The organism is Streptomyces sp. NPDC048484, assembly GCF_040651415.1.
Lineage (GTDB): Bacteria > Actinomycetota > Actinomycetes > Streptomycetales > Streptomycetaceae > Streptomyces.
Window position 1 is genome coordinate 116,948 of sequence record NZ_JBEZJY010000017.1, and the last position, 18,833, is coordinate 135,780.

Genomic DNA, 18,833 nt, shown 5'->3' on the forward strand with positions numbered 1-18,833 from the left:
GGTACACCCATGTCTGAAACAGTCCAGGCCACCGCCGCCAAGGCGCCGGCTCCAGATTCCAACCGTTGGAAAGCGCTGACCTTCATCGCGCTCGCCCAGCTGATGGTCGTGCTCGACGCGACCATCGTGAACATCGCACTGCCCTCGGCCCAGCAGGACCTGGGCATCTCCGACGGCAACCGGCAGTGGGTCATCACGGCCTACGCCCTCGCCTTCGGCGGACTCCTCCTGTTCGGCGGCCGGATAGCCGACCTGTGGGGCCGCAAGCGCACCTTCGTCGCCGGTCTGATCGGTTTCGCCGGCGCCTCCGCGCTCGGCGGCGCCGCCACCAACGAGGCGATGATGCTCGGCGCCCGTGCCCTCCAGGGTGCGTTCGGCGCACTGCTCGCGCCCGCCGCGCTCTCCCTGCTCGCCGTGATGTTCACGGAGCCCAAGGAGCGCGCCAAGGCGTTCGGCATCTACGGCGCGATCGCCGGTGGCGGCGGCGCCGTGGGCTTCATCCTCGGCGGCCTGCTCACCGAGTACATGGACTGGCGCTGGACGTTCTTCGTCAACATCCCGTTCGCGATCATCGCTGCCGCGGGCGCGTACTTCGTCATCCGTGAGCCGTCCGGCGGCCGCAACCGCTCGCCGCTCGACATCCCGGGTGTCATCCTCTCCGTCCTCGGTCTGGTCACGCTCGTCTACGCCTTCACCCGCGCCGAGTCCGACGGCTGGGGCGACTCCACGACGGTCGGCCTGTTCGTGGCCTCCGTGGTGCTGCTCGCCGCGTTCGTCCTTGTCGAGTCCAAGGTCAAGGCCCCGCTGCTGCCCCTGCGTGTCATCACCGAGCGCAACCGTGGCGGTGTCTACCTCTCGCTCGGCCTCGCGATCATCGCGATGTTCGGCCTGTTCCTCTTCCTGACGTACTACCTGCAGATCGTGAAGGGCTACTCGCCGGTCAAGACCGGCTTCTCCTTCCTGCCGATGATCGCGGGCATGATGGTGGGCTCCACGCAGATCGGCACCCGCCTGATGACCCGGGTAGCGCCGCGCCTGCTGATGGGCCCGGGCTTCCTGGTCGCCGCGATCGGCATGCTGTTCCTGACCCAGCTGGAGATCGGCTCCTCGTACACCAGCGTGATCCTGCCCGGGATCATCCTGCTCGGTCTCGGCATGGGTACGGCGTTCATGCCTGCCATGTCCCTGGCCACGTTCGGCATCGAGCCGCGTGACGCCGGTGTCGCCTCCGCGATGGTCAACACCTCGCAGCAGGTGGGCGGCGCGATCGGTACGGCCCTGCTGAACACGATCGCCGCCTCGGCGACGACGTCGTACATCAAGGACCACATCGGCGGCGCCGGCTCGCAGGCCCAGCAGCAGCTGGTCCAGCTGGAGGGCCAGGTGCACGGCTACACCAACGCGATCTGGTTCGCCGTCGGCATCCTCGTGCTCGCCGCGACGATCGCCGCGACCCTCATCAACACCGGCCGCCCGGACACCTCCACGGCGACCGGCTCAGACGAGGGCGCCGAGGACGAGCTGCGGGTTCCGGTGGTCGCCCACTGAGGCGGCCGTCCGGTCGTACGCACTGACAGCGACCGTCCGGTCGTACCCCTTCGGGCCATCTGTACGTACAGGGAGGGGACGCCCTGTACGTACGTCCCAGGACCTGCCCTGGCCTCCCTCAGCGGAGCCAGGGCAGGTCCGCACCCGCTTCGTTCGGCTGAAGTCCCTCGGCAATGAGGAGCATCGCCTCGCCGAGGGCTTTCTGCTGCTCGGAGGTGAGCCGGTCGAAGAGCGCCTGACGCACCGCGGCCACATGGCCGGGAGCGATCCGCTTCAGCACCTCGTCACCCTCGTCCGTCAGGACAGCGAACTGTCCCCGCTTGTCCGACGGACAGTCCTCCCGCCGCACCCACCCGTTCTTCTCCAGCCGCGCGATCGCATGGGAGAGGCGGGACCGCGTGATCTTCGCCTTCATCGCCAGCTCGGTCATCCGCAGCCGCCGACGCGGAGCCTCGACCAGTTGCACGAGCAGTCCGTAGTAGATGTGCGGCATGCCCGCGTCACGCTGCAGCTGGCGGTCGAGATGGTCCTCAAGAAGAGTGGTGGCGTGCATGAACGCACGCCAGGTGCGCTGTTCCTCGTGACTGAGCCAGCGCGGCCCGTCAGCGGATGCCGTGTTCATGCATCCACTGTACGAGGCCCTTCTTGAAAGTTAAACAAGCGGGGAGTAAGCTCCGTCCCGTAAAGCTTGATACTTCAAGCAGCTACTTGGGTGGCTACCTGGGTAGCTACTTCGGGCAGCTACTTCGGACAGCTGTTTCAAGCAGCTGCTGAAACAGCAGGAGAGGGAGTCGCAGTCATGTCCGCAACCACCGATGACCGTGCCGTCGTGGAGCGCATGCCGACCCTCTACCTCTCGCACGGCGCCCCGCCGCTGGCCGACGACCCGCTCTGGCCCGGCCAGCTCGCCGCCTGGTCCGCCGACCTGCCGCGGCCCAAGGCGATCCTGATGGTCTCCGCCCACTGGGAGGAGGCCCCGCTGGCCCTCGGCGCGACCGAACCCGTCCCGCTGGTCTACGACTTCTGGGGCTTCCCCGAGCACTACTACAAGGTGCGGTACGAGGCCCCGGGCGCCCCCGCGCTCGCAGAGTCCGTCCGCAAGCTGCTGCGCGCCCCCGGTACGCCGGTCCAGGACATCCCGGACCGCGGCCTCGACCACGGTGCGTACGTCCCGCTCGTGGAGATGTTCCCCGCGGCCGACATACCGGTCCTGCAGATCTCCATGCCCACGCTCGACCCCGTCCGCCTCATGGACATCGGCCGCAAACTGGCCCCGCTGCGCGACGAGGGCGTCCTCATCGTGGGCTCCGGCTTCTTCACCCACAACCTGGCTGCCATCCGTCACGGCGGTGTGCCCGGCTGGTCGGCCGAGTTCGACGCGTGGGGCCACCAGGCCCTCGACTCCGCGGACGTGGACGGACTCCTCGACTTCCTCCACAAGTCCCCGGCCGGGCAGCTCGCCCACCCGCGCACGGAGCACTTCGCTCCGCTGTTCGTGACCATGGGTGCAGCGGACGCCGTCGGCGAGCTGGACAGTCAGCGGTCCGTGATCGACGGCTTCTGGCTGGGACTGGCCAAGCGGTCGGTGCAGTTCGGCTGATCCGCGGCCCGGCTTCTCAGAGATCCTTCTCGTACCGCGCCACATCCCAGTACCGCCCGAACTTGCGGCCCGCTTCCCGGTACGTGCCGATGTGCCGGAAGCCGAACCGCTCATGCAGCCGTACCGACGCCTCGTTGGGCTGCGCGATCCCCGCGTACGCCCGGTGGAGGTCCTCGCCCGCGAGCGCCTCGAACAGGGCCTCGTAGAGAAGTGTGCCGACACCCCGCCCGGCCGCGTCGGGGACGAGGTAGACCGTCACCGCCACGGACGTCTCGTACGCGGGCTTCGGCCGGAACGCGCTCGAGGTGGCGTACCCGAGAATCCGCTGTGAGTCCGCGTCCACGGCAACCATCAGTCGATGCGGGCCGTCTTCAGGGTGAGAGAGCAGCCAGGGGCGGCGCTCCTCCGGTGTGAAGGCCTCGGTGTCGAACGTGATCGCCGTCTCAAGCACGTAGTGGTTGTAGATGTCCGTGAGGGCATCGAGGTCACCCTCGGCTCCCGGCCTGACCTGCACCTCTATATGTTCCGACGGCACCCTGCCTCCTTTTACGGCAGCACAGGGTACTGCAAGATCAGAAAAATCGAGGGGCGGGTTGGGAATTCTGTCCGGATTCCAGTCGTTGTTTCCATCGGATGCAGGGCACTCGGGAGAGTGTCCGAGCCACCAACCCGGCACCACCGGTCCCCGTAGGCCCACCATCGCAAGGGAGCACGCATGGCAACCCGTGCCGTCGCCCGTCGTAAGTCCGCCTCCGGCGAGACCGACGCGGCACGCAGTGTTCGCGTCGTAGGCGGCGAGATCGCCGACCGCGACCTGGTCGGCATGTATCTCGACGAGATCGCGCGTACACCGCTGCTCGACGCCGCCAAGGAGGTCGAGCTGTCCCAGACCATCGAAGCCGGCGTCTATGCGCGGCAGCTCCTCGATGGCAAGGCCACCGGGACGAAGGTGAAGGCCTCTTCCGAGGAGCTCGAAGCGCTGGTCGACGCCGCCGAGCGGGCCAAGGAAGTCTTCATCAAGTCGAACCTCCGCCTGGTCGTCGCGGTCGCGCGACGCTACCCCCGCAGCGGTCTGCCGCTGCTGGACCTGATCCAGGAGGGGAACGCCGGCCTGGTCCGCGCGGTCGAGAAGTTCGACTACCGCAAGGGCTTCAAGTTCTCGACCTACGCGACCTGGTGGATCCGTCAGGCCATCACCCGGTCCATCGCCGACCAGTCCCGTACCATCCGGCTCCCCGTCCACCTGGTGGAGGAGCTGGGCCGGATCCGTCGTGTGCAGCGCGAGTTCAACCGCGAGCACGGCCGTGATCCGGAGCCCGCTGAGATCGCCTCTGAGCTGGACTCCAACCCGGAGCGCGTCGTCGACGTGCTCGACTGGGCCCGCGACCCGGTCTCACTGAACATGGCGGTCGACGACAACGGCGACACCCAGTTCGGTGACCTGCTGGAGGACACCTCGGCCGCGTCGCCCGAGCAGTCCGTGCTCACGCTGCTGCGCAGCGAGGAGCTGGACGACCTCATCGGCCGCCTCGACCAGCGCACCGCCTCGATCATAAAGATGCGGTACGGAATCGAGGACGGCCGCGAGCGCACGCTGACCGAGGTCGGCAAGGAGCACGGCCTCACCCGTGAGCGCATCCGGCAGATCGAGAAGCACGCGCTGATGGAGCTGAAGAAGCTGGCCCGGTCCACGGGATTCGACGCCGCGGCGTAGGCCCTCCGGCCGGCTCGCCCGGCCCCGGGAGCGCCCGCGTACCGGGTGAGAAAAACTAGTTCTCGCCGGGAGGATTGGGTTCGCACTTCGGGGGCACGCGACCTTACCGCGGGCCATGTAGGCGTGGGTCGCGGCAGCCCCGCCTCACGGCATCGTTGGTCTAGGCCTCCGACCGGGTCGCACAAAAGTCCGTTTACAGTCGCTTCAAAACACCGGCCCCGGGGCACAAAACTCCAGGGCCCCCAAAGCCGAGTCCCGACGCACTCCCCCCGGTGCCGGGACTCTTCCAGAGCCGAGCTCCGGCGCCTCCCCCCCCTGGCGCCGGGGCTCGGCTGCGTTTGTGCGGCTCTGCGGCTGTGCCGCTTTGCCGGCGGGCCGTGCCGTGCGGCTGCGCTTGCGGGCTGGGCGGCTGTGTTCGCGGGCCGTGCGGCTGTCCGGGCGCGGTGGCTCGGGCGGGCACAGTGACTGGGCCACCCCGAACCTGAACCCCGGGGTGACCCAGGCGGCACATTGTGTCACGGGGGCACATCCTGCCCCGCCCGTACCGTCGGGCCGCCTGTGGCCCCTGCCGCGGTCCTAGGACCTGTCCTGGCTCCCGACGGCCCGGCTCAGTCGTCCTCCCAAGTCCCGCACACAGCGCACGAGTTCCGGCGGCTCGTGCACGGTGAACTCGCAGTCCACCATCGCGAGCCGCACCGCCAGCCACTCCACCGAGTCACCGGCCGGGGCCCGCAACCGGCACCGCTGGTCGTCGATCGGTTCGGGCGCCCCCAGCCACGCGGGCAGCCGCGCCGCGATGAACTCCGCGGGCGCGGCGAACGTCACGTCGAACTCGTACGTCTCCTGCCGCCGGTACATCGACTGCCGCAGATACTCGGCCGCGTCCCCCGTGGGCAGCTCGCGCGGCGTGAAGCGGGCCCCGGCCGCGAAGGGGTCGGACACCCGGTCGACCCGGAACGTGCGCCAGTCCTCACGGTCGAGGTCGTACGCGACGAGATACCAGCGGCGGCCGGTCGACACGAGCCGGTACGGCTCGGTCCGGCGCCGGCTCTCCGTCCCGTCCCCCGCGCGGTACGCGAACCGCAGCAGCTCCCGCCCCGCGATCGTGGAGGCCATGATGGTCAGCGTCTCGGGCGCGATACTGGCGCCGTCGCCCGTCGTCAGGGGAGTGGTGGCGGCCTGGAGGGTGGCGACACGGTGGCGCAGGCGGCTCGGCAGGACCTGTTCGAGCTTGGCCAGCGCCCGGACCGAGGCCTCGTCGACGCCCTCGACCGCGTGCCCCGCACCGGCCCGCAGGCCCACCGCGATCGCCACCGCCTCCTCGTCGTCGAGGACCAGCGGCGGCATGGCCTTCCCGGCGACCAACCGGTAGCCGCCGTCCGCGCCTTTCGTCGCCTGCACCGGATATCCCAGCTCCCGAAGCCGGTCGACATCCCGCCGCACGGTCCGCCGTGAGACACCGAGCCGGTCCGAGAGCTCTCCACCGGGCCACTCCCGGGGCGTCTGGAGAAGAGACAACAACTGAAGCAGCCGCGCCGGAGTATCCGTACTCATGGGGCCTCCCTGTGGTGGAACCGAGCGCCGAAGGGGCACGGGGCCGGGACACTCTGCGGCTCCGCCGCGTGGGCGCGACCAGCCGCGACGCGCCCGTACGGTCCGCACGCCCCGCAGCCTCTCCCGACGACTCCGAGAATGCCGCAGAACTAGGACACGAACTGACCTACATACCTCCTACCTTCACATCATGACCTCGCCAAGCAACACCCCCACGCCCCCCGGCCAGGAGGCCGATGCGTCGACGGCGGACTCGTCGACAGCGGCCCCGACGACGTCGGCTCCGACGACGTCCGACCGCCGTCGCTGGTACGCGCTGGCCATCGTGATGACCGCCGCCTTCATGGACCTGGTCGACGTGACGATCGTCAACATCGCGATCCCGTCGATCCAGCGGGACGCGGGTGCGTCCTACGGCCAGATTCAATGGATCACCGCGGGGTACGCGCTCGCCTTCGCCGCGGGCCTGATCACCGGCGGGCGCCTGGGAGACATCCACGGACGCAAGCGCCTCTTCCTCATCGGTATCGGCGGCTTCACCCTCGCGTCCGCGCTCTGCGGCTTCGCGGCGAACCCGGACATGCTCGTCGCCTCCCGGATCCTCCAGGGCGCCATGGCCGCGCTGATGGTGCCGCAGGTCCTGTCGATCGTGCACGCGACGTTCCCGGCGCACGAGCGCGGCAAGGTCTTCGGGCTGTTCGGCGCGATCGTGGGCCTGGGCGCGGTCTCCGGTCCCCTCCTCGGCGCGCTGCTCACGGAGTGGAACCTGTTCGGCCTGGAATGGCGGCCGATCTTCCTCATCAACCTGCCGGTGGGCGTCGCGGGCCTCATCCTGGGCCGGAAGTTCATCACCGAGTCCAAGGCTCCGCACGCCCTGAAGCTCGACCTGGTCGGCGTCGCACTGGTCACCCTCGGCCTGCTGATGCTGCTCTACCCGCTCATCCGCGGCCGTGAGCTGGGCTGGCCGACATGGGGGTACGTCTCGATGGGCGGCGCCCTCGTCGTCTTCGGGGCGCTGGTGGCGTACGAGAAGAGGAAGACGGCGCGTGACGGGTCCCCCCTTGTCGAGCTGTCCCTGTTCAAGGTGAAGAGTTTCGCGGCGGGCATCGCCGTACAGACCGTCTTCGGGATCAGCCTCGGCATCTTCTTCCTGGTCTGGACGCTCTACATGCAGACCGGTCTCGGCTGGAGCCCGCTGCGGGCGGGCCTGACGGGCGTGCCCTTCTCGATCGCGGTGTCGCTGGCGGCCGGCCTGTCCGTGCAGCAGCTGGTTCCGCGGTTCGGCCGGAAGGTGCTCCAGGCGGGCGCGCTCACCATGGCGGTCGGTGTCCTGCTCTACATCTGGGAGTCGGAGCGGTACGGCATGTCCATCGCCTCCTGGCAGATGGCCCTTCCGCTGGTCGTCATGGGGCTGGGCATGGGCCTGATCGTCGCTCCGCTGACCGACGCGATCCTCTCCGAGGTCCCGCGCGAGCACTCCGGTTCGGCGTCCGGCCTCCTCAACACCGTGCAGCAGATGGGCAACGCGCTCGGCCTCGGCCTGGTCTCCGTCGTCTTCTTCGGCACGATGTCCGACCAGCTGTCGCCGCTCGAAGTGGGCCCCGCGTTCGTCGACGCCTTCCAGCACGCGCTGGTCTGGGTCGCCGTGGTGATGACGGCGATCTTCCTCCTGATGTTCGCCCTCCCGAAGCGTCCCGCCCAGCACGTGGAAGGAGCGGAGACCACGGACACCACGGAGGTCGCACCCGCGCCCGCCAAGGAGCAGGAGCCCGAACTCGTCGGCTGAGCACGGCTGAGCAGAGCACGGCTGAGCACGGCGGCGCACTGCTCACGCGGTGTTACGCGGATCTGGTGCGGCGAGGCCCGACCCCTTCATGGACTTCATGGGGCCGGGCCTCGCCGTGCTTTCAGCCCTCGCCGTGCTCCGGTCCTCGCCGCGCTCCAGGCTCCTGGGGTGGCAAGCCGGATGTCCGTTCATGCCCACATCGATGCCCGGACCTGTTTACTTTCCGGAAACTCGGGCGTAGCCTCCGAGTTAAACCACAGAATCGGGCACAAGGTGGAGGCGAACGGACATGTACGCACCAGAGCGGCAGCAGGAGATCCTCCGGCTCGCGCGTGACGGTGGGCGTGTGGACGTGGTGTCCCTGGCGGAGGAGTTCCAGGTCACGGCCGAGACCATCCGGCGGGATCTGAAGGCCCTCGACGGGGCGGGACTGCTGCGCCGGGTCCACGGTGGCGCCATACCGGCCGGCCGGCTCGACTTCGAACCCGACCTCGCCGAGCGCGAGACAACCGCCGCCGATGAGAAGGACCGCATCGCCAAGGCGGCCGTCGCCGAGCTGCCCGACAAGGGCACGATGATCCTCGACGCCGGTACGACCGTCGCGCGCCTCGCGGGGGCCCTCCCGCTGGAGGCGACGCTCACCGTCGTGACGCACAGCCTGCCCATCGCGGCCCGCCTCGCCGACCACCCCGGCATGCAGCTCCACCTCATCGGAGGCCGCGTCCGGCACCGTACGCGCGCGGCGGTCGACGCCTGGGCGCTGCGGGCGTACGGGGAGATCCGCGCGGACGTGGTCTTCGTCGCCGCGAACGGCTTCTCCATCGAGCACGGCCTGACCACCCCTGACCTCGCCGAGGCCGCCGTGAAGCGTGCGGCCCTGGCCGCGGCGCGCCGCGTGGTGCTGCTCGCCGACTCGGCCAAGCACGGCCAGGAGCACTTCGCGCGCTTCGGTGGCCTCGCCGAAGTGGACCTGCTGATCACCGACAGCGGGCTCAGCCCCGAAGACGCCACGGCCATCGAACGTGGCGGCACGGAGGTGCTGCGTGTCTGAAGCACCTGAAGACATCTGAAAGCATCTGAATAAAGGCTTCCAGAACGCTTTTAGAAGCGCACAGAGAAGCATCCACAAGTCTCCAGAACCGCAGTGCCGTGTGTCCCAGAAACGAGTCCGCATGATCGTCACCGTCACCCCGAACCCGTCCCTCGACCGTACGTACGAGGTCCCGTCGCTCGACCGCGGCGAGGTCATCCGGGCCACCGGAGAGCGCATGGACCCGGGCGGCAAGGGCGTCAACGTCTCGCGGGCGGTCGCCGCGGCAGGCAGGCGCACCGTCGCGGTCCTGCCACTGGGGGGCGCCCCGGGCGCCCTCGTGGCCGACCTGCTCGACGCGCAGGGTATCGAGGTCGCGCCGGTCCCGGTCGCCGGGGCGACCCGCTCGAACATCGCTCTCGCCGAGGCGGACGGTGTCCTCACCAAGATCAACGCACCCGGGCCCGAGCTCACTCCCGCCGAGGAGGAGTCGCTCCTGGAGACCGTGCGTGAACAGTCCCGCGATGCCGACTGGATCGCCTGCTGCGGCAGCCTGCCCCGTGGCCTCGCACCCTCCTGGTACGCGGAACTGGTCGCCCGTGCCCACCGGGCGGGCGCCCGGATCGCACTGGACACCTCGGGGCCGGCACTGCTCGCGGCCCTCCGCGAACGGCCCGACCTCGTCAAGCCGAACGCCGAGGAACTCGCCGAGGCGGTCGGCCGCCCGCTCGCCACGGTGGGCGACGCGGTCAAGGCCGCCGAAGAACTACGCGAGCTGGGCGCCCTGACCGTGCTGGCCTCCCTCGGCGCGGACGGACAACTGCTCGTCGGCGAGGAGGGCGCGTGGTTCGCGAGCGCCCACGTCGACGTCGTACGCAGCAACGTGGGCGCGGGCGACTCCTCCCTCGCCGGGTTCCTCATCGCCGGCGGAAACGGCCCGAGCGCGCTCGCCTCCGCCGTGGCCCACGGAGCGGCGGCCGTCCAGCTGCCGGGCAGCGTGATGCCGGGCCCGGCCAATCTCGATCTGGCCGCGGTGACGGTCACCGCGGAGATCCCGGTGGACCGCGTACTGACGGAGCCGGCGCCATGAGCATCCACTCGGCCCACCCCGGAGCAGCCGGAGCAGCCGGAGCGCCCCGAGCGACCGGAGCAGCCGGAGCAACCACCGTCCTGGTCCGCAGCCTCGGCTGCAGCACCCCCGTCCCTGTTCCCACCCCCGTCCCCACCCCCGCCCCCGCCCACGACTCCCCCCGGGCGATACGCGTGCGAAGGAGCCCGCGATGAGCGAGATGATCACCGCGGACCTGGTCGATCTCGACCTGTCCGCCGATACGAAGGAAGCGGCGGCCCGTGCCCTCGCCGAGCGCATGGTGTCCCTGGGGCGGGTGACCGACCTGGACGGCTTCCTTGCCGACGTGGCCGCCCGCGAGGCCCAGATGCCGACCGGCCTCGACGGCGGCATCGGAATCCCGCACTGCCGCAGCGAGCACGTCACCGAGCCGACCCTGGCCTTCGGGCGCAGTACGGCCGGGATCGACTTCGGTGCGCCGGACGGCCCCGCCGACCTGATCTTCCTGATCGCCGCCCCGGCCGGCGCGGACGACGCCCACCTCACCATCCTGTCGTCGCTGGCCCGCCAACTGATGAACGCCGAGTTCACGTCCGCGCTGCGGTCGGTGGACGACGCGACGGCCGCGGCGGCCCTCATCCGCGGGGACGAGGCCCCCGAGGCGGGCCCCGAGCCCGACGCGACGGCCGGATCCGAGCCCGACGCGAAGGCCAAGTCCGGATCCGGGTCCGGGTCCGAGGCCGGATCAGGGGCCGGAGCCGGGCCTGAGCCCGCCCCGGCCGCTGCCTCCGCTTCTGCCGCCTCCGTGACCGAGGAAGGCAGCCGGCCGTTCCGGATTGTTGCCGTCACCTCCTGCCCCACCGGTATCGCGCACACCTACATGGCGGCCGAGTCGCTGGAGAACGCGGGCCGCGAGGCCGGTGACGTCGAGATCGTCGTCGAGACGCAGGGATCGGCGGGCTTCACCCGGCTCGACCCGGCCGTCATCGCCGCGGCGGACGGCGTGATCTTCGCGCACGACGTGCCCGTACGGGAGAAGGACCGGTTCGCAGGCAAGCCCACCGTGGACGTCGGAGTGAAGGCGGGCATCAGCAAGCCCGCCGAGCTGATCGCCGACGTACGCGGCAGGGCCGAGCGCGGCGAGGCCACCTCGGCCGCCCAGTCCGGCGGCACACCGGTGGACCGGGCCGGCGACCCCGGCGACGGCTACGGCACCAAGCTCCGCAAGTGGCTGATGACCGGCGTGAGTTACATGGTCCCCTTCGTGGCCGCGGGCGGTCTGCTGATCGCGCTGGGGTTCGCGATCGGCGGCTACCAGGTCAACGAGGCCAAACCGGTCACCGAAGTGTTCAACTGGGGCCAGATCGACAGCTGGGGCGCGCTGCTGTTCCAGATCGGCGGCGTCGCCTTCGGCTTCCTGATCCCCGTCCTCGCCGGTTACATCGCGTACGGGATGGCCGACCGGCCGGGTCTCGTGCCCGGCTTCGTCGGCGGCATGATCTCCGTCAACATCAACGCCGGTTTCCTCGGCGGTCTGGTCGCGGGTCTGCTGGCCGGCGCGGTGGTCCTCGCCATTCAGCGAGTCAAGATCCCGCCGGTGCTGCGCGGCATCATGCCGGTGGTCGTGATCCCGCTGATCTCGTCCATCGTCATCGGCTTCCTGATGCTGATCGTGATCGGCAAGCCCATCGCCGAGGCCCAGAAGGCCATGACGGACTGGCTCAGCGGCCTCTCCGGCACGAACGCGGTGCTGCTCGGCGTCCTGCTCGGCCTGATGATGTGCTTCGACCTGGGCGGTCCGGTCAACAAGGTCGCCTATGCCTTCGCCACGGCCGGTATCGCCGTGCAGGACCCCAGCGACTCGGCGATGAAGATCATGGCAGCCGTGATGGCCGCGGGCATGGTCCCGCCGCTGGGCATGGCGCTGGCGACCACCGTCCGCAAGAAGCTCTTCACCCCGGCCGAGCAGGAGAACGGCAAGGCCGCCTGGGTTCTCGGCGCGTCCTTCATCTCCGAGGGCGCCATCCCGTTCGCGGCCGCCGACCCGCTGCGGGTCATCCCGGCCTCGATGGCGGGCGGCGCGGTCACCGGCGCCATGACCATGGCGTTCGGCTCGACCCTGCGTGCCCCGCACGGCGGCGTCTGGGTCACCTTCCTGATCGGCAAGCCGTTCCTCTACCTGCTGGCCATCGCGGTCGGCACGGCGGTCACGGCCGGCCTGGTTATCGTCCTGAAGGGTCTGCGGAAGCAGACTCCGGACGGCGGTACGGCGAAGGCCCCCGAGGCCGCGACGGCGACACAGTCGAAGGAGCCGGTCGCCGCGTAGGCGCTCCGCCCTTCTTCGCACTCCTCCGCGCTCCGCTGAGAGCAGCACACGGCCGTGGCCCGGGACCAAGTCCCGGGCCACGGCCGTGTCTGTACGTATCCGACCGACGAGAATGAGGATGCGGACGCGGATGCGGACGCGGACGCCGTGCGACGCAGGACATGCGACATGCGACGTCAGCGCAGGTTGGCTGCCCGTCGCTCCATGGCTTCCCGGGCCTCGTTCTCCGACGGATACACCTCGCACATGTGCCGTCCGTCGGGCGTGGCCGTGTGCTCGACCTCCCACAAGGACAGCTCGCGGCCGTCCACGAGCAGGAACGCGTGCTCGTAGAGCGAGAAGCACAGCCCCCTCCGACCGGCCCGGCACGGCCGCCCGAAGGCCTGGGTGATCTGGTGTGCGAACGCCATACGCAGCAGTTCGGCCATGTCCTCGCCCGGCCGGTCCGTGTTCTCGGCGCGGCGCAGCAGCCGCCGGCCGTGGTCCGCCGAGTCGTCCAGAACATAGGCGTGCAACGGCTCGGGAGCGATCGACAGCCGTACCAGGACGGGCAGTTCGAAGTCAGGAGTGTCCGAGGGCAGCGGCAGGCGCGCGGTCGCGGCGCGGAGCTCCTCCTCGTCCTCGTAGACCTCGTGCTGGGTGTCGCGGCTCGGCGCGGTGTTGTGGACGAGCTCCCAGAGCGTGAGCGCGCTCCCATCGGCCAGCAGCCAGGTGTGGCGATAGGTTTCGCGGTGCAGCCCCGCACTGTGATGCGCGGAGTGCAGTGAACTGTCGTGGGCCAGCGCCCGGTCGAGCCGCTGTATCGTGTCGTCCGGCAGCTCGAAGGAGTTCAGGGCGCGACCGAGGAGTCGCGCGAGATGCTCCTCCGGAGACTCGGGCGACTCGGGTGGCTCGTACGCTGCCGTCTCGTACGGAACGCTCAAGGCTTCTCCCGGCGTTGCTGCATGTCACCTTGTGGGTGCATACCGTAGCCCCTCGGTCGGACATCATGTCCGGGAACCGAGAAAACGTACACAGAAAACGCCGGGACCACGGGAGAAGTTCCCGCGCGGCCCTGCAAAGCCTCAAAACTCTTAGGTCAGATGGCGCTTCCGGCGGTCCAGGCACTCCACGCCATGTTCCAGCCGTTGAGGCCGTTGTCAGGCGAGACCGTCTTGTCGGGAGAGTTCTTGACCGTCACGACGTCCCCGACGAGCGAGTTGTCGAAGAACCACTTGGCGGTTGTGTCGCCCCCGGCGCCCTGCACGTCCGCGAGACCTATGCAGCCGTGGCTGGTGCCCTCCTTGCCGAAGGGCGGATTGCCCTGGTTGTACCAGTAGTTGCCGTGGATGAAGGTGCCCGAGGTTGTCAGCCGCATCGCGTTCGGCACGTCCGCTATGTCGTACTCCCCGCCGTAGCCGACCGTCGACCCGTTCATCCGGGTCTGCCGGAACTTCTCGGCGATCACCATCTGCCCGTTGTACGTGCTGTTGTCCGGGCTGCCCGCCGAGATCGGGATCGTCTTGACGGTCTTCCCGTCACGCACGACCGTCATGGTCTGCGTGGCAGCGTCGATCGTGGACACCTGGGAGCGTCCGACCGTGAAGGTGACCGTCTTGTCCTGCACCCCGTAGACGCCCTTCGAGCCCTCGACACCGTCCAGGTCGACCTTCGTCGTGACCTTGGAGCCGGCCTTCCAGTACGCCCTGGGCCGGAAGTCCAGCCGCTGTGTGCCGAACCAGTGCCCGACCACCTTCTGCCCGCTGCTGGACGTGACCTCGATGTGCGACTGGACGTCCTTCTTGTCGGTGATCGCCTTGTCGAAGGTGAAGGACACCGGCATCCCGGCCCCGACCTTCGCGCCGCCGTCGGGCGTGTAGGTGCCGATGAAGCTGTTGTCCGTGGACACCGTGGTGAAGGTGGAATTGGCCGCGGCCGTCTTGCCGTCCTCGTCCTTGGCGGTGGCGGATATCCGGTACTTCGCCCCCCGCTCCAGCCGCTCCTTGGGCTTCCAGCTCTTCCCGTTCGCGGCGATCGAACCGGGTACGGACGTCCCTGTCGCCGATTCCGTCATCTTCACTTCGGTCAGCTTTCCGTCGCCGACCTTCACGCCGGTCGAGTTGATCGACGCCCCCGTCGAACCGTCCTTCGCGGAGATCACGATCCCTGCCCCGGAGGACAGGGACCCCCCGGCCTTGTTGTCGGCCTTGGCGTCGCTGCCGCAAGCGGTGAGAGTCAGGGCGCCGACCATCAGGGCGGCACAGGCCACCAGCGTGCGCCTCGCTGTTGTGTCGGGCGTTGTCACGGGCTGCTCCAGGTTCTTGTGGTTGGGCATGGTCTGCTCCGATCCGTGGAGAAGATCCATGGAGAAGGAGTGGAACACCGACCGCCCGGGTTCCCTGAGCCCGCCCCGAACACCATCACGTGACAGAGTCGGGACAATCCCCCGCCCCACAACCCCCTTGCCTACCTTCTGCCCCTCGCCCTGCCCCCCGGGGTCCCTGGCCCCGGGCCCCCTCCCCCTTCCCCCCGCCCCCGTCGCCCCGGTCCGCTGCCCCTTGTCCCCTTTCCCAGCCCTGACCTACGCCCTCCCGTACAACTCCCTGTACGCCGGCCACACTCCGCCCGGCCCCTCCACCGACTCGGCGGCGCGCACCGCCCGTACGATCGCGCGCGTCACCAGATCCGCGCCCGCCGCGAGGATTTCGTTCAGCGCGAGGGGGTTCTCCGCCGCGAGCGGACGCGCGCCCGTGGAGAGTGCGAACACCGTGTCGCCGTCGTTGAGCAGATGTACCGGCCGGACGGCTCGCGCGATGCCGTCGTGTGCCGTGCCCGCGAGCTTCTGGGCCTGTGACTTCGACAGGTCGGCGTCGGTGGCGACAACCGCCAGCGTGGTGTTGAGCGGCGGAACCGTGTTCTTGGCCGCGGCCTCGGCCAGCCGCGCCCGCGCCGCCTCATGAAGCTCCGCGGCCGGCCAGCTCATACACCCCTGGACCAACTCCCCGTACAGCGCCCCCTTATCCGGCTCCAGCACCGAGCCCGCCGCGTTGGCCACGACGAGCGCCGCCACCGTGACACCCGATTCGAGAACGGCACTCGCCGTGCCGACCCCGCCCTTCATCATTCCGACGGCCGCCCCGGTCCCGGCGCCCACGCATCCTTCCCGCACGGGCGCGCCCAACTCGCTCGCAGCGGCGGCCTCCACCGCCTCCCGGCCCATCGCCGCGTCCGGCCTGGCCCGGAAGTCGCCACCCCGTCCCAGATCGAAGACGCAGGCCGCCGGCACGACCGGCACGACATGGTGCGGATCAGGTCCGACCCGCACCCCACGCCCCCGCTCCTCCAGCCAGGCCATCACACCGGTCGCCGAGTCCAGCCCGTACGCGCTGCCGCCGGTCAGTACGAGTGCCTCGATCTTCTGCACCACATTGCGCGGATCGAGCGCGTCAGTCTCCTTGGTGCCGGGCCCGCCACCGCGCACGTCCACGGCCGCGACCGCGCCACCCTCGGGGGCCAGGACGACTGTCGTGCCGGTGAGCCACCCGTCGCCGATCCGCGTGGCATGCCCCACACGCAGCCCGGTCACCTCGGTCAGAGCGTCAACTGTCATGGCCCCAGTGTCGACCCCCGAATCACCTGGAGAAGGGATCCGAGAAGCCGGAGACCCCCGGGCGCCCTGTCCCGCCGCTGGGCGGCCGGGCCCGAGGCGATGCGCCCCCCTGCGCGTACCCTGGGGGTATGAGTGAAGCGCCGACCCCCGAACCGCGTGACCCCAAGGCCGCGCTGGTCTTCGACGATCCGCTGAGCCGGCCGTCCGCGGACGACACGGATAGCGGATGGGGCGAGCGGCCGACCGGTGACAGCGCCGCGGACCTGGCCCGCTTTCTCGACGAGAAGCCGCCCCACCACCTCTGAGTCCGCAGCGCCCGCCGCGCTCGCAGCGGGGCCCGGCAACAGCGGTTGCCGCGGGCCCGACGGGCAGTGCCTCCTATCGTTCGCTGGGCCCGGAGCCGCGCTGCGCCACCAGGGCGTCGCGGATCTCCTTCAGCACCGCCAGCTCGGTCACCTCGATCACCTCTTGCGTGTTCTCCTTCGCCTTCTGGCGGGCCGCCTGCCGGGCGAGGTACTTGGACATCGGCAGCACCATCAGGAAGTAGACGACGGCTGCGGTGATCAAGAAGGTCAGGGTCGAGCTGAGAACGGTGCCCCACATGATGGGGATGCCGCTCTTCGCGATGCCCGTCGCCTGATCGAAGTTGCAGGGGTCCTTCAGACACGAGCTGTACTTGTCGAGGTCCTTGGTGCCGAAGGCGCCGACCAGCGGATTGATCACTCCCTTCACCAGCGAGTTGACGATGTTGGTGAAGGCAGCGCCGATGACCACCGCGACAGCCAGGTCGACGACGTTCCCGCGCAGCAGGAAGGCCTTGAAGCCGTCCCAGATGCTCGGGTCCTTCTTCTTCTCGCTCACCCAAGAGCCCCTTCTCAGTTGCACAGATCATGGAATGGACAGCTCCGCAACCTACGTCAGGGGGCGGCAGCCCTGTCCAGTTCCCTACCTCCAACGAGCGACTTGACAGCCGCGCGGCCGCCATCGCGGCCATGCTCAGCACAAGGTCACCGCCAGTCGTGAGGTCGCGCCTGCCCCGGCCAGCCGGGTCGCAGTCCCGCGTGGCACGGACAGGACGACGAGCGCGCCGCCCTCGGACACGCTGTCCGGGGACTCGGGGACCTTCGTCACCCGCGCGCCCCGCGCCACCACCCGGGCGTCACCGGCCGCCGACTGCCCGGCCGCGACCACGTCGACCCGGTCGCCGGGCCTGAGCAGCCGCACAGTCGCGCCGTCGGCGATGCGCACCGGCGCGGTCACCATCTCGACGGGGCGCCGCTCCCGTACGGAATCGACCACCGGACGGGCCTGAGGCGGTCCCGTGTCCCGCTCCGCCCCATCCCCATCCCCGGGCCCGGCCGCGACGAGTGCCGCCGCGGTCACCGCGAGGCCGGCTGCCAACGCCCGCCGACGGTGCCGGACCAGCCGACGCACCTGGTCCCCCCTTCCCCGCACCCGCACGGGATCGAAGTGCGGAACCTCGCACGTGCCGGGAACGTCCGTGCCCAACGGACGCGGAAAGGATGACAACTGCGACACGGGTACCACCGCCTGGGGTCTGGGTCTGGGGTCTGAGGTCGAAGATCGGCTCGCGCTCCCAGACTGCGGCCTCACGCCCATTCCCGTCGGCGCCCGTGGACGACCGCCCATTTGTGGATAACCCCGTCACCCGAAGGGGCGGTTCCACCGCCCCCTACGGCAACTCGACCCCGGGATCCATCCCGCCCAACGCCGCAGCACAAAGACAATTCCGCGTCCCGTTCGCCGGCAGCCCAGCCACCGCGTCGAACAACACTCCCCGCAACCGCCCCACATTCGCCGCAAACACCTGCAGCACCTCATCGTGCGAGACGCCCTCCCCGGCCCCGGCCCCCGCATCGAGGTCGGTGACCAGAGTCATCGACGTGTAGCAGAGCTCCAGTTCACGGGCGAGCGCCGCCTCGGGATGCCCGGTCATGCCCACCACGGACCAGCCCTGCGCCCGGTACCAGAGCGACTCCGCGCGGGTGGAGAACCGCGGCCCCTCGATCACGGCCAGCGTCCCGCCGTCCACCGGCTCCCAGTCCTGCCCGCGCGCCGCCGCGAGCGCGACCTCGCGCCCGACGGGGCAGTAGGGATCCGCCAGCGAGACGTGCACCACGTTCGGCGTGCTGCCATCGGGCAGCGGCAGCCCGTCGAAGTACGACTGCGCCCGGGACTGAGTACGGTCCACGAACTGGTCCGGCACGAGCAGCGTCCCCGGCCCGTACTCGGGGCGGAGCCCGCCCACCGCGCACGGCCCGAGCACCTGGCGCACGCCGACGGAGCGCAGCGCCCACAGGTTGGCCCGGTAGTTGATGCGGTGCGGCGGTAGATGGTGGCCGCGGCCGTGGCGGGGGAGGAAGGCGACCCGCCGTCCGGCGATCTCGCCGAGGTAGAGGGAGTCGCTGGGCGGCCCGTAGGGGGTGTCCACCTGGATCTCGGTCACGTCGTCGAGGAACGAGTAGAAACCCGATCCGCCGATGACGCCGATCTCGACGTTCTCCGTGTTCGCCATGAACGGCACCCTAACCGGGCCACGAAACGCCGAAGACCCTGCCGTCCGCGAAGAGGCGGGGCGACAGGGTTCCGTAAGAAA

General features: G+C 69.9%; 17 protein-coding genes. 8 read left to right on the forward strand and 9 right to left on the reverse strand.

The features are described 5' to 3' along the window. Positions 1-9: 9 nt before the first annotated feature. A complete protein-coding gene (locus tag AB0D14_RS19000; protein WP_362780306.1) occupies positions 10-1,548 on the forward strand; it encodes an MFS transporter in 1,539 nt (512 codons plus the stop codon). A 118-nt stretch (positions 1,549-1,666) separates the two neighbouring features. Here AB0D14_RS19000 and AB0D14_RS19005 read toward each other — a convergent pair whose 3' ends face one another. Continuing rightward, positions 1,667-2,170, reverse strand: coding sequence for a MarR family transcriptional regulator (locus AB0D14_RS19005; protein WP_362780308.1), 504 nt, complete (start codon positions 2,168-2,170; stop codon positions 1,667-1,669). A gap of 177 nt (positions 2,171-2,347) precedes the next feature. On the opposite strand from AB0D14_RS19005, the gene AB0D14_RS19010 reads away from it, so the two are divergent. Continuing rightward, positions 2,348-3,148 carry a class III extradiol ring-cleavage dioxygenase gene (locus tag AB0D14_RS19010; RefSeq protein ID WP_362780310.1) on the forward strand — a complete coding sequence of 267 codons (801 nt, stop codon included), beginning with the start codon at positions 2,348-2,350 and terminating at the stop codon, positions 3,146-3,148. A gap of 16 nt (positions 3,149-3,164) precedes the next feature. Here the strand turns inward: AB0D14_RS19010 and AB0D14_RS19015 are convergent, their stop codons facing one another. Next, the gene (locus AB0D14_RS19015) at positions 3,165-3,683 is read right to left on the reverse strand and encodes an N-acetyltransferase family protein (RefSeq protein WP_362780313.1); all 519 of its coding nucleotides are present in this window, start codon (positions 3,681-3,683) and stop codon (positions 3,165-3,167) included. Positions 3,684-3,863: 180 nt separating this feature from the next. On the opposite strand from AB0D14_RS19015, the gene AB0D14_RS19020 reads away from it, so the two are divergent. Then, on the forward strand, positions 3,864-4,862 hold the full coding sequence (locus AB0D14_RS19020) for a sigma-70 family RNA polymerase sigma factor (protein WP_362780316.1): 999 nt from the start codon (positions 3,864-3,866) through the stop codon (positions 4,860-4,862). A gap of 576 nt (positions 4,863-5,438) precedes the next feature. Here AB0D14_RS19020 and AB0D14_RS19025 read toward each other — a convergent pair. Beyond that, positions 5,439-6,416, reverse strand: a complete 978-nt coding sequence (locus tag AB0D14_RS19025) for a WYL domain-containing protein (RefSeq protein ID WP_362780318.1) — start codon at positions 6,414-6,416, stop codon at positions 5,439-5,441. Positions 6,417-6,744: 328 nt separating this feature from the next. On the opposite strand from AB0D14_RS19025, the gene AB0D14_RS19030 reads away from it, so the two are divergent. The 4 genes from AB0D14_RS19030 to AB0D14_RS19045 all read left to right on the forward strand — a co-directional run bounded on the left by AB0D14_RS19030 (position 6,745) and on the right by AB0D14_RS19045 (position 12,627). Next, on the forward strand, positions 6,745-8,202 hold the full coding sequence (locus AB0D14_RS19030) for an MFS transporter (RefSeq protein WP_362780443.1): 1,458 nt from the start codon (positions 6,745-6,747) through the stop codon (positions 8,200-8,202). Between the two features lie 289 nt (positions 8,203-8,491). Next, entirely contained in the window at positions 8,492-9,253 is a 762-nt protein-coding gene (locus AB0D14_RS19035; protein ID WP_362780321.1) for a DeoR/GlpR family DNA-binding transcription regulator, read from the forward strand. 121 nt (positions 9,254-9,374) lie between these two features. Beyond that, on the forward strand, positions 9,375-10,322 hold the full coding sequence (gene pfkB, locus AB0D14_RS19040; RefSeq protein WP_362780324.1) for a 1-phosphofructokinase: 948 nt from the start codon (positions 9,375-9,377) through the stop codon (positions 10,320-10,322). A 190-nt stretch (positions 10,323-10,512) separates the two neighbouring features. Further along, entirely contained in the window at positions 10,513-12,627 is a 2,115-nt protein-coding gene (locus AB0D14_RS19045; RefSeq protein WP_362780326.1) for a fructose-specific PTS transporter subunit EIIC, read from the forward strand. A 176-nt stretch (positions 12,628-12,803) separates the two neighbouring features. Here AB0D14_RS19045 and AB0D14_RS19050 read toward each other — a convergent pair whose 3' ends face one another. The 3 genes from AB0D14_RS19050 to AB0D14_RS19060 all read right to left on the reverse strand — a co-directional run bounded on the left by AB0D14_RS19050 (position 12,804) and on the right by AB0D14_RS19060 (position 16,216). Continuing rightward, positions 12,804-13,550 carry a DUF6227 family protein gene (locus AB0D14_RS19050; protein WP_362780328.1) on the reverse strand — a complete coding sequence of 249 codons (747 nt, stop codon included), beginning with the start codon at positions 13,548-13,550 and terminating at the stop codon, positions 12,804-12,806. A 155-nt stretch (positions 13,551-13,705) separates the two neighbouring features. Beyond that, positions 13,706-14,911: an Ig-like domain-containing protein gene (locus AB0D14_RS19055; RefSeq protein WP_362780445.1), complete on the reverse strand. Its 1,206-nt coding sequence runs from the start codon at positions 14,909-14,911 to the stop codon at positions 13,706-13,708. Positions 14,912-15,187: 276 nt separating this feature from the next. Then, positions 15,188-16,216 (reverse strand): P1 family peptidase, encoded by a 1,029-nt coding sequence (locus tag AB0D14_RS19060; RefSeq protein WP_362780330.1) that lies wholly within the window; start codon positions 16,214-16,216, stop codon positions 15,188-15,190. A 128-nt stretch (positions 16,217-16,344) separates the two neighbouring features. On the opposite strand from AB0D14_RS19060, the gene AB0D14_RS19065 reads away from it, so the two are divergent. Next, a complete protein-coding gene (locus AB0D14_RS19065) occupies positions 16,345-16,521 on the forward strand; it encodes a hypothetical protein (protein WP_362780333.1) in 177 nt (58 codons plus the stop codon). A 73-nt stretch (positions 16,522-16,594) separates the two neighbouring features. Here AB0D14_RS19065 and mscL read toward each other — a convergent pair whose 3' ends face one another. The 3 genes from mscL to AB0D14_RS19080 all read right to left on the reverse strand — a co-directional run bounded on the left by mscL (position 16,595) and on the right by AB0D14_RS19080 (position 18,752). Beyond that, complete coding sequence (gene mscL, locus AB0D14_RS19070) at positions 16,595-17,077, reverse strand: large conductance mechanosensitive channel protein MscL (RefSeq protein WP_362780335.1); 483 nt, start codon at positions 17,075-17,077, stop codon at positions 16,595-16,597. Positions 17,078-17,212: 135 nt separating this feature from the next. Then, positions 17,213-17,836, reverse strand: coding sequence for a hypothetical protein (locus tag AB0D14_RS19075; protein ID WP_362780338.1), 624 nt, complete (start codon positions 17,834-17,836; stop codon positions 17,213-17,215). Positions 17,837-17,909: 73 nt separating this feature from the next. Further along, positions 17,910-18,752: an S-methyl-5'-thioadenosine phosphorylase gene (locus AB0D14_RS19080; protein WP_362780339.1), complete on the reverse strand. Its 843-nt coding sequence runs from the start codon at positions 18,750-18,752 to the stop codon at positions 17,910-17,912. Positions 18,753-18,833 lie beyond the last annotated feature (81 nt).

What these genes read in the sequence shown, in the direction of transcription:
- AB0D14_RS19000 (WP_362780306.1), top strand. Translation starts at nt 10, where the DNA reads ATGTCTGAAACAGTCCAGGCCACCGCCGCCAAGGCGCCGGCTCCAGAT.
- AB0D14_RS19005 (WP_362780308.1), bottom strand. Translation starts at nt 2,170, where the DNA reads ATGAACACGGCATCCGCTGACGGGCCGCGCTGGCTCAGTCACGAGGAA.
- AB0D14_RS19010 (WP_362780310.1), top strand. Translation starts at nt 2,348, where the DNA reads ATGTCCGCAACCACCGATGACCGTGCCGTCGTGGAGCGCATGCCGACC.
- AB0D14_RS19020 (WP_362780316.1), top strand. Translation starts at nt 3,864, where the DNA reads ATGGCAACCCGTGCCGTCGCCCGTCGTAAGTCCGCCTCCGGCGAGACC.
- AB0D14_RS19025 (WP_362780318.1), bottom strand. Translation starts at nt 6,416, where the DNA reads ATGAGTACGGATACTCCGGCGCGGCTGCTTCAGTTGTTGTCTCTTCTC.
- AB0D14_RS19030 (WP_362780443.1), top strand. Translation starts at nt 6,745, where the DNA reads ATGACCGCCGCCTTCATGGACCTGGTCGACGTGACGATCGTCAACATC.
- AB0D14_RS19035 (WP_362780321.1), top strand. Translation starts at nt 8,492, where the DNA reads ATGTACGCACCAGAGCGGCAGCAGGAGATCCTCCGGCTCGCGCGTGAC.
- pfkB (WP_362780324.1), top strand. Translation starts at nt 9,375, where the DNA reads ATGATCGTCACCGTCACCCCGAACCCGTCCCTCGACCGTACGTACGAG.
- AB0D14_RS19045 (WP_362780326.1), top strand. Translation starts at nt 10,513, where the DNA reads ATGAGCGAGATGATCACCGCGGACCTGGTCGATCTCGACCTGTCCGCC.
- AB0D14_RS19060 (WP_362780330.1), bottom strand. Translation starts at nt 16,216, where the DNA reads ATGACAGTTGACGCTCTGACCGAGGTGACCGGGCTGCGTGTGGGGCAT.
- AB0D14_RS19065 (WP_362780333.1), top strand. Translation starts at nt 16,345, where the DNA reads ATGAGTGAAGCGCCGACCCCCGAACCGCGTGACCCCAAGGCCGCGCTG.
- AB0D14_RS19075 (WP_362780338.1), bottom strand. Translation starts at nt 17,836, where the DNA reads ATGGGCGTGAGGCCGCAGTCTGGGAGCGCGAGCCGATCTTCGACCTCA.
- AB0D14_RS19080 (WP_362780339.1), bottom strand. Translation starts at nt 18,752, where the DNA reads ATGGCGAACACGGAGAACGTCGAGATCGGCGTCATCGGCGGATCGGGT.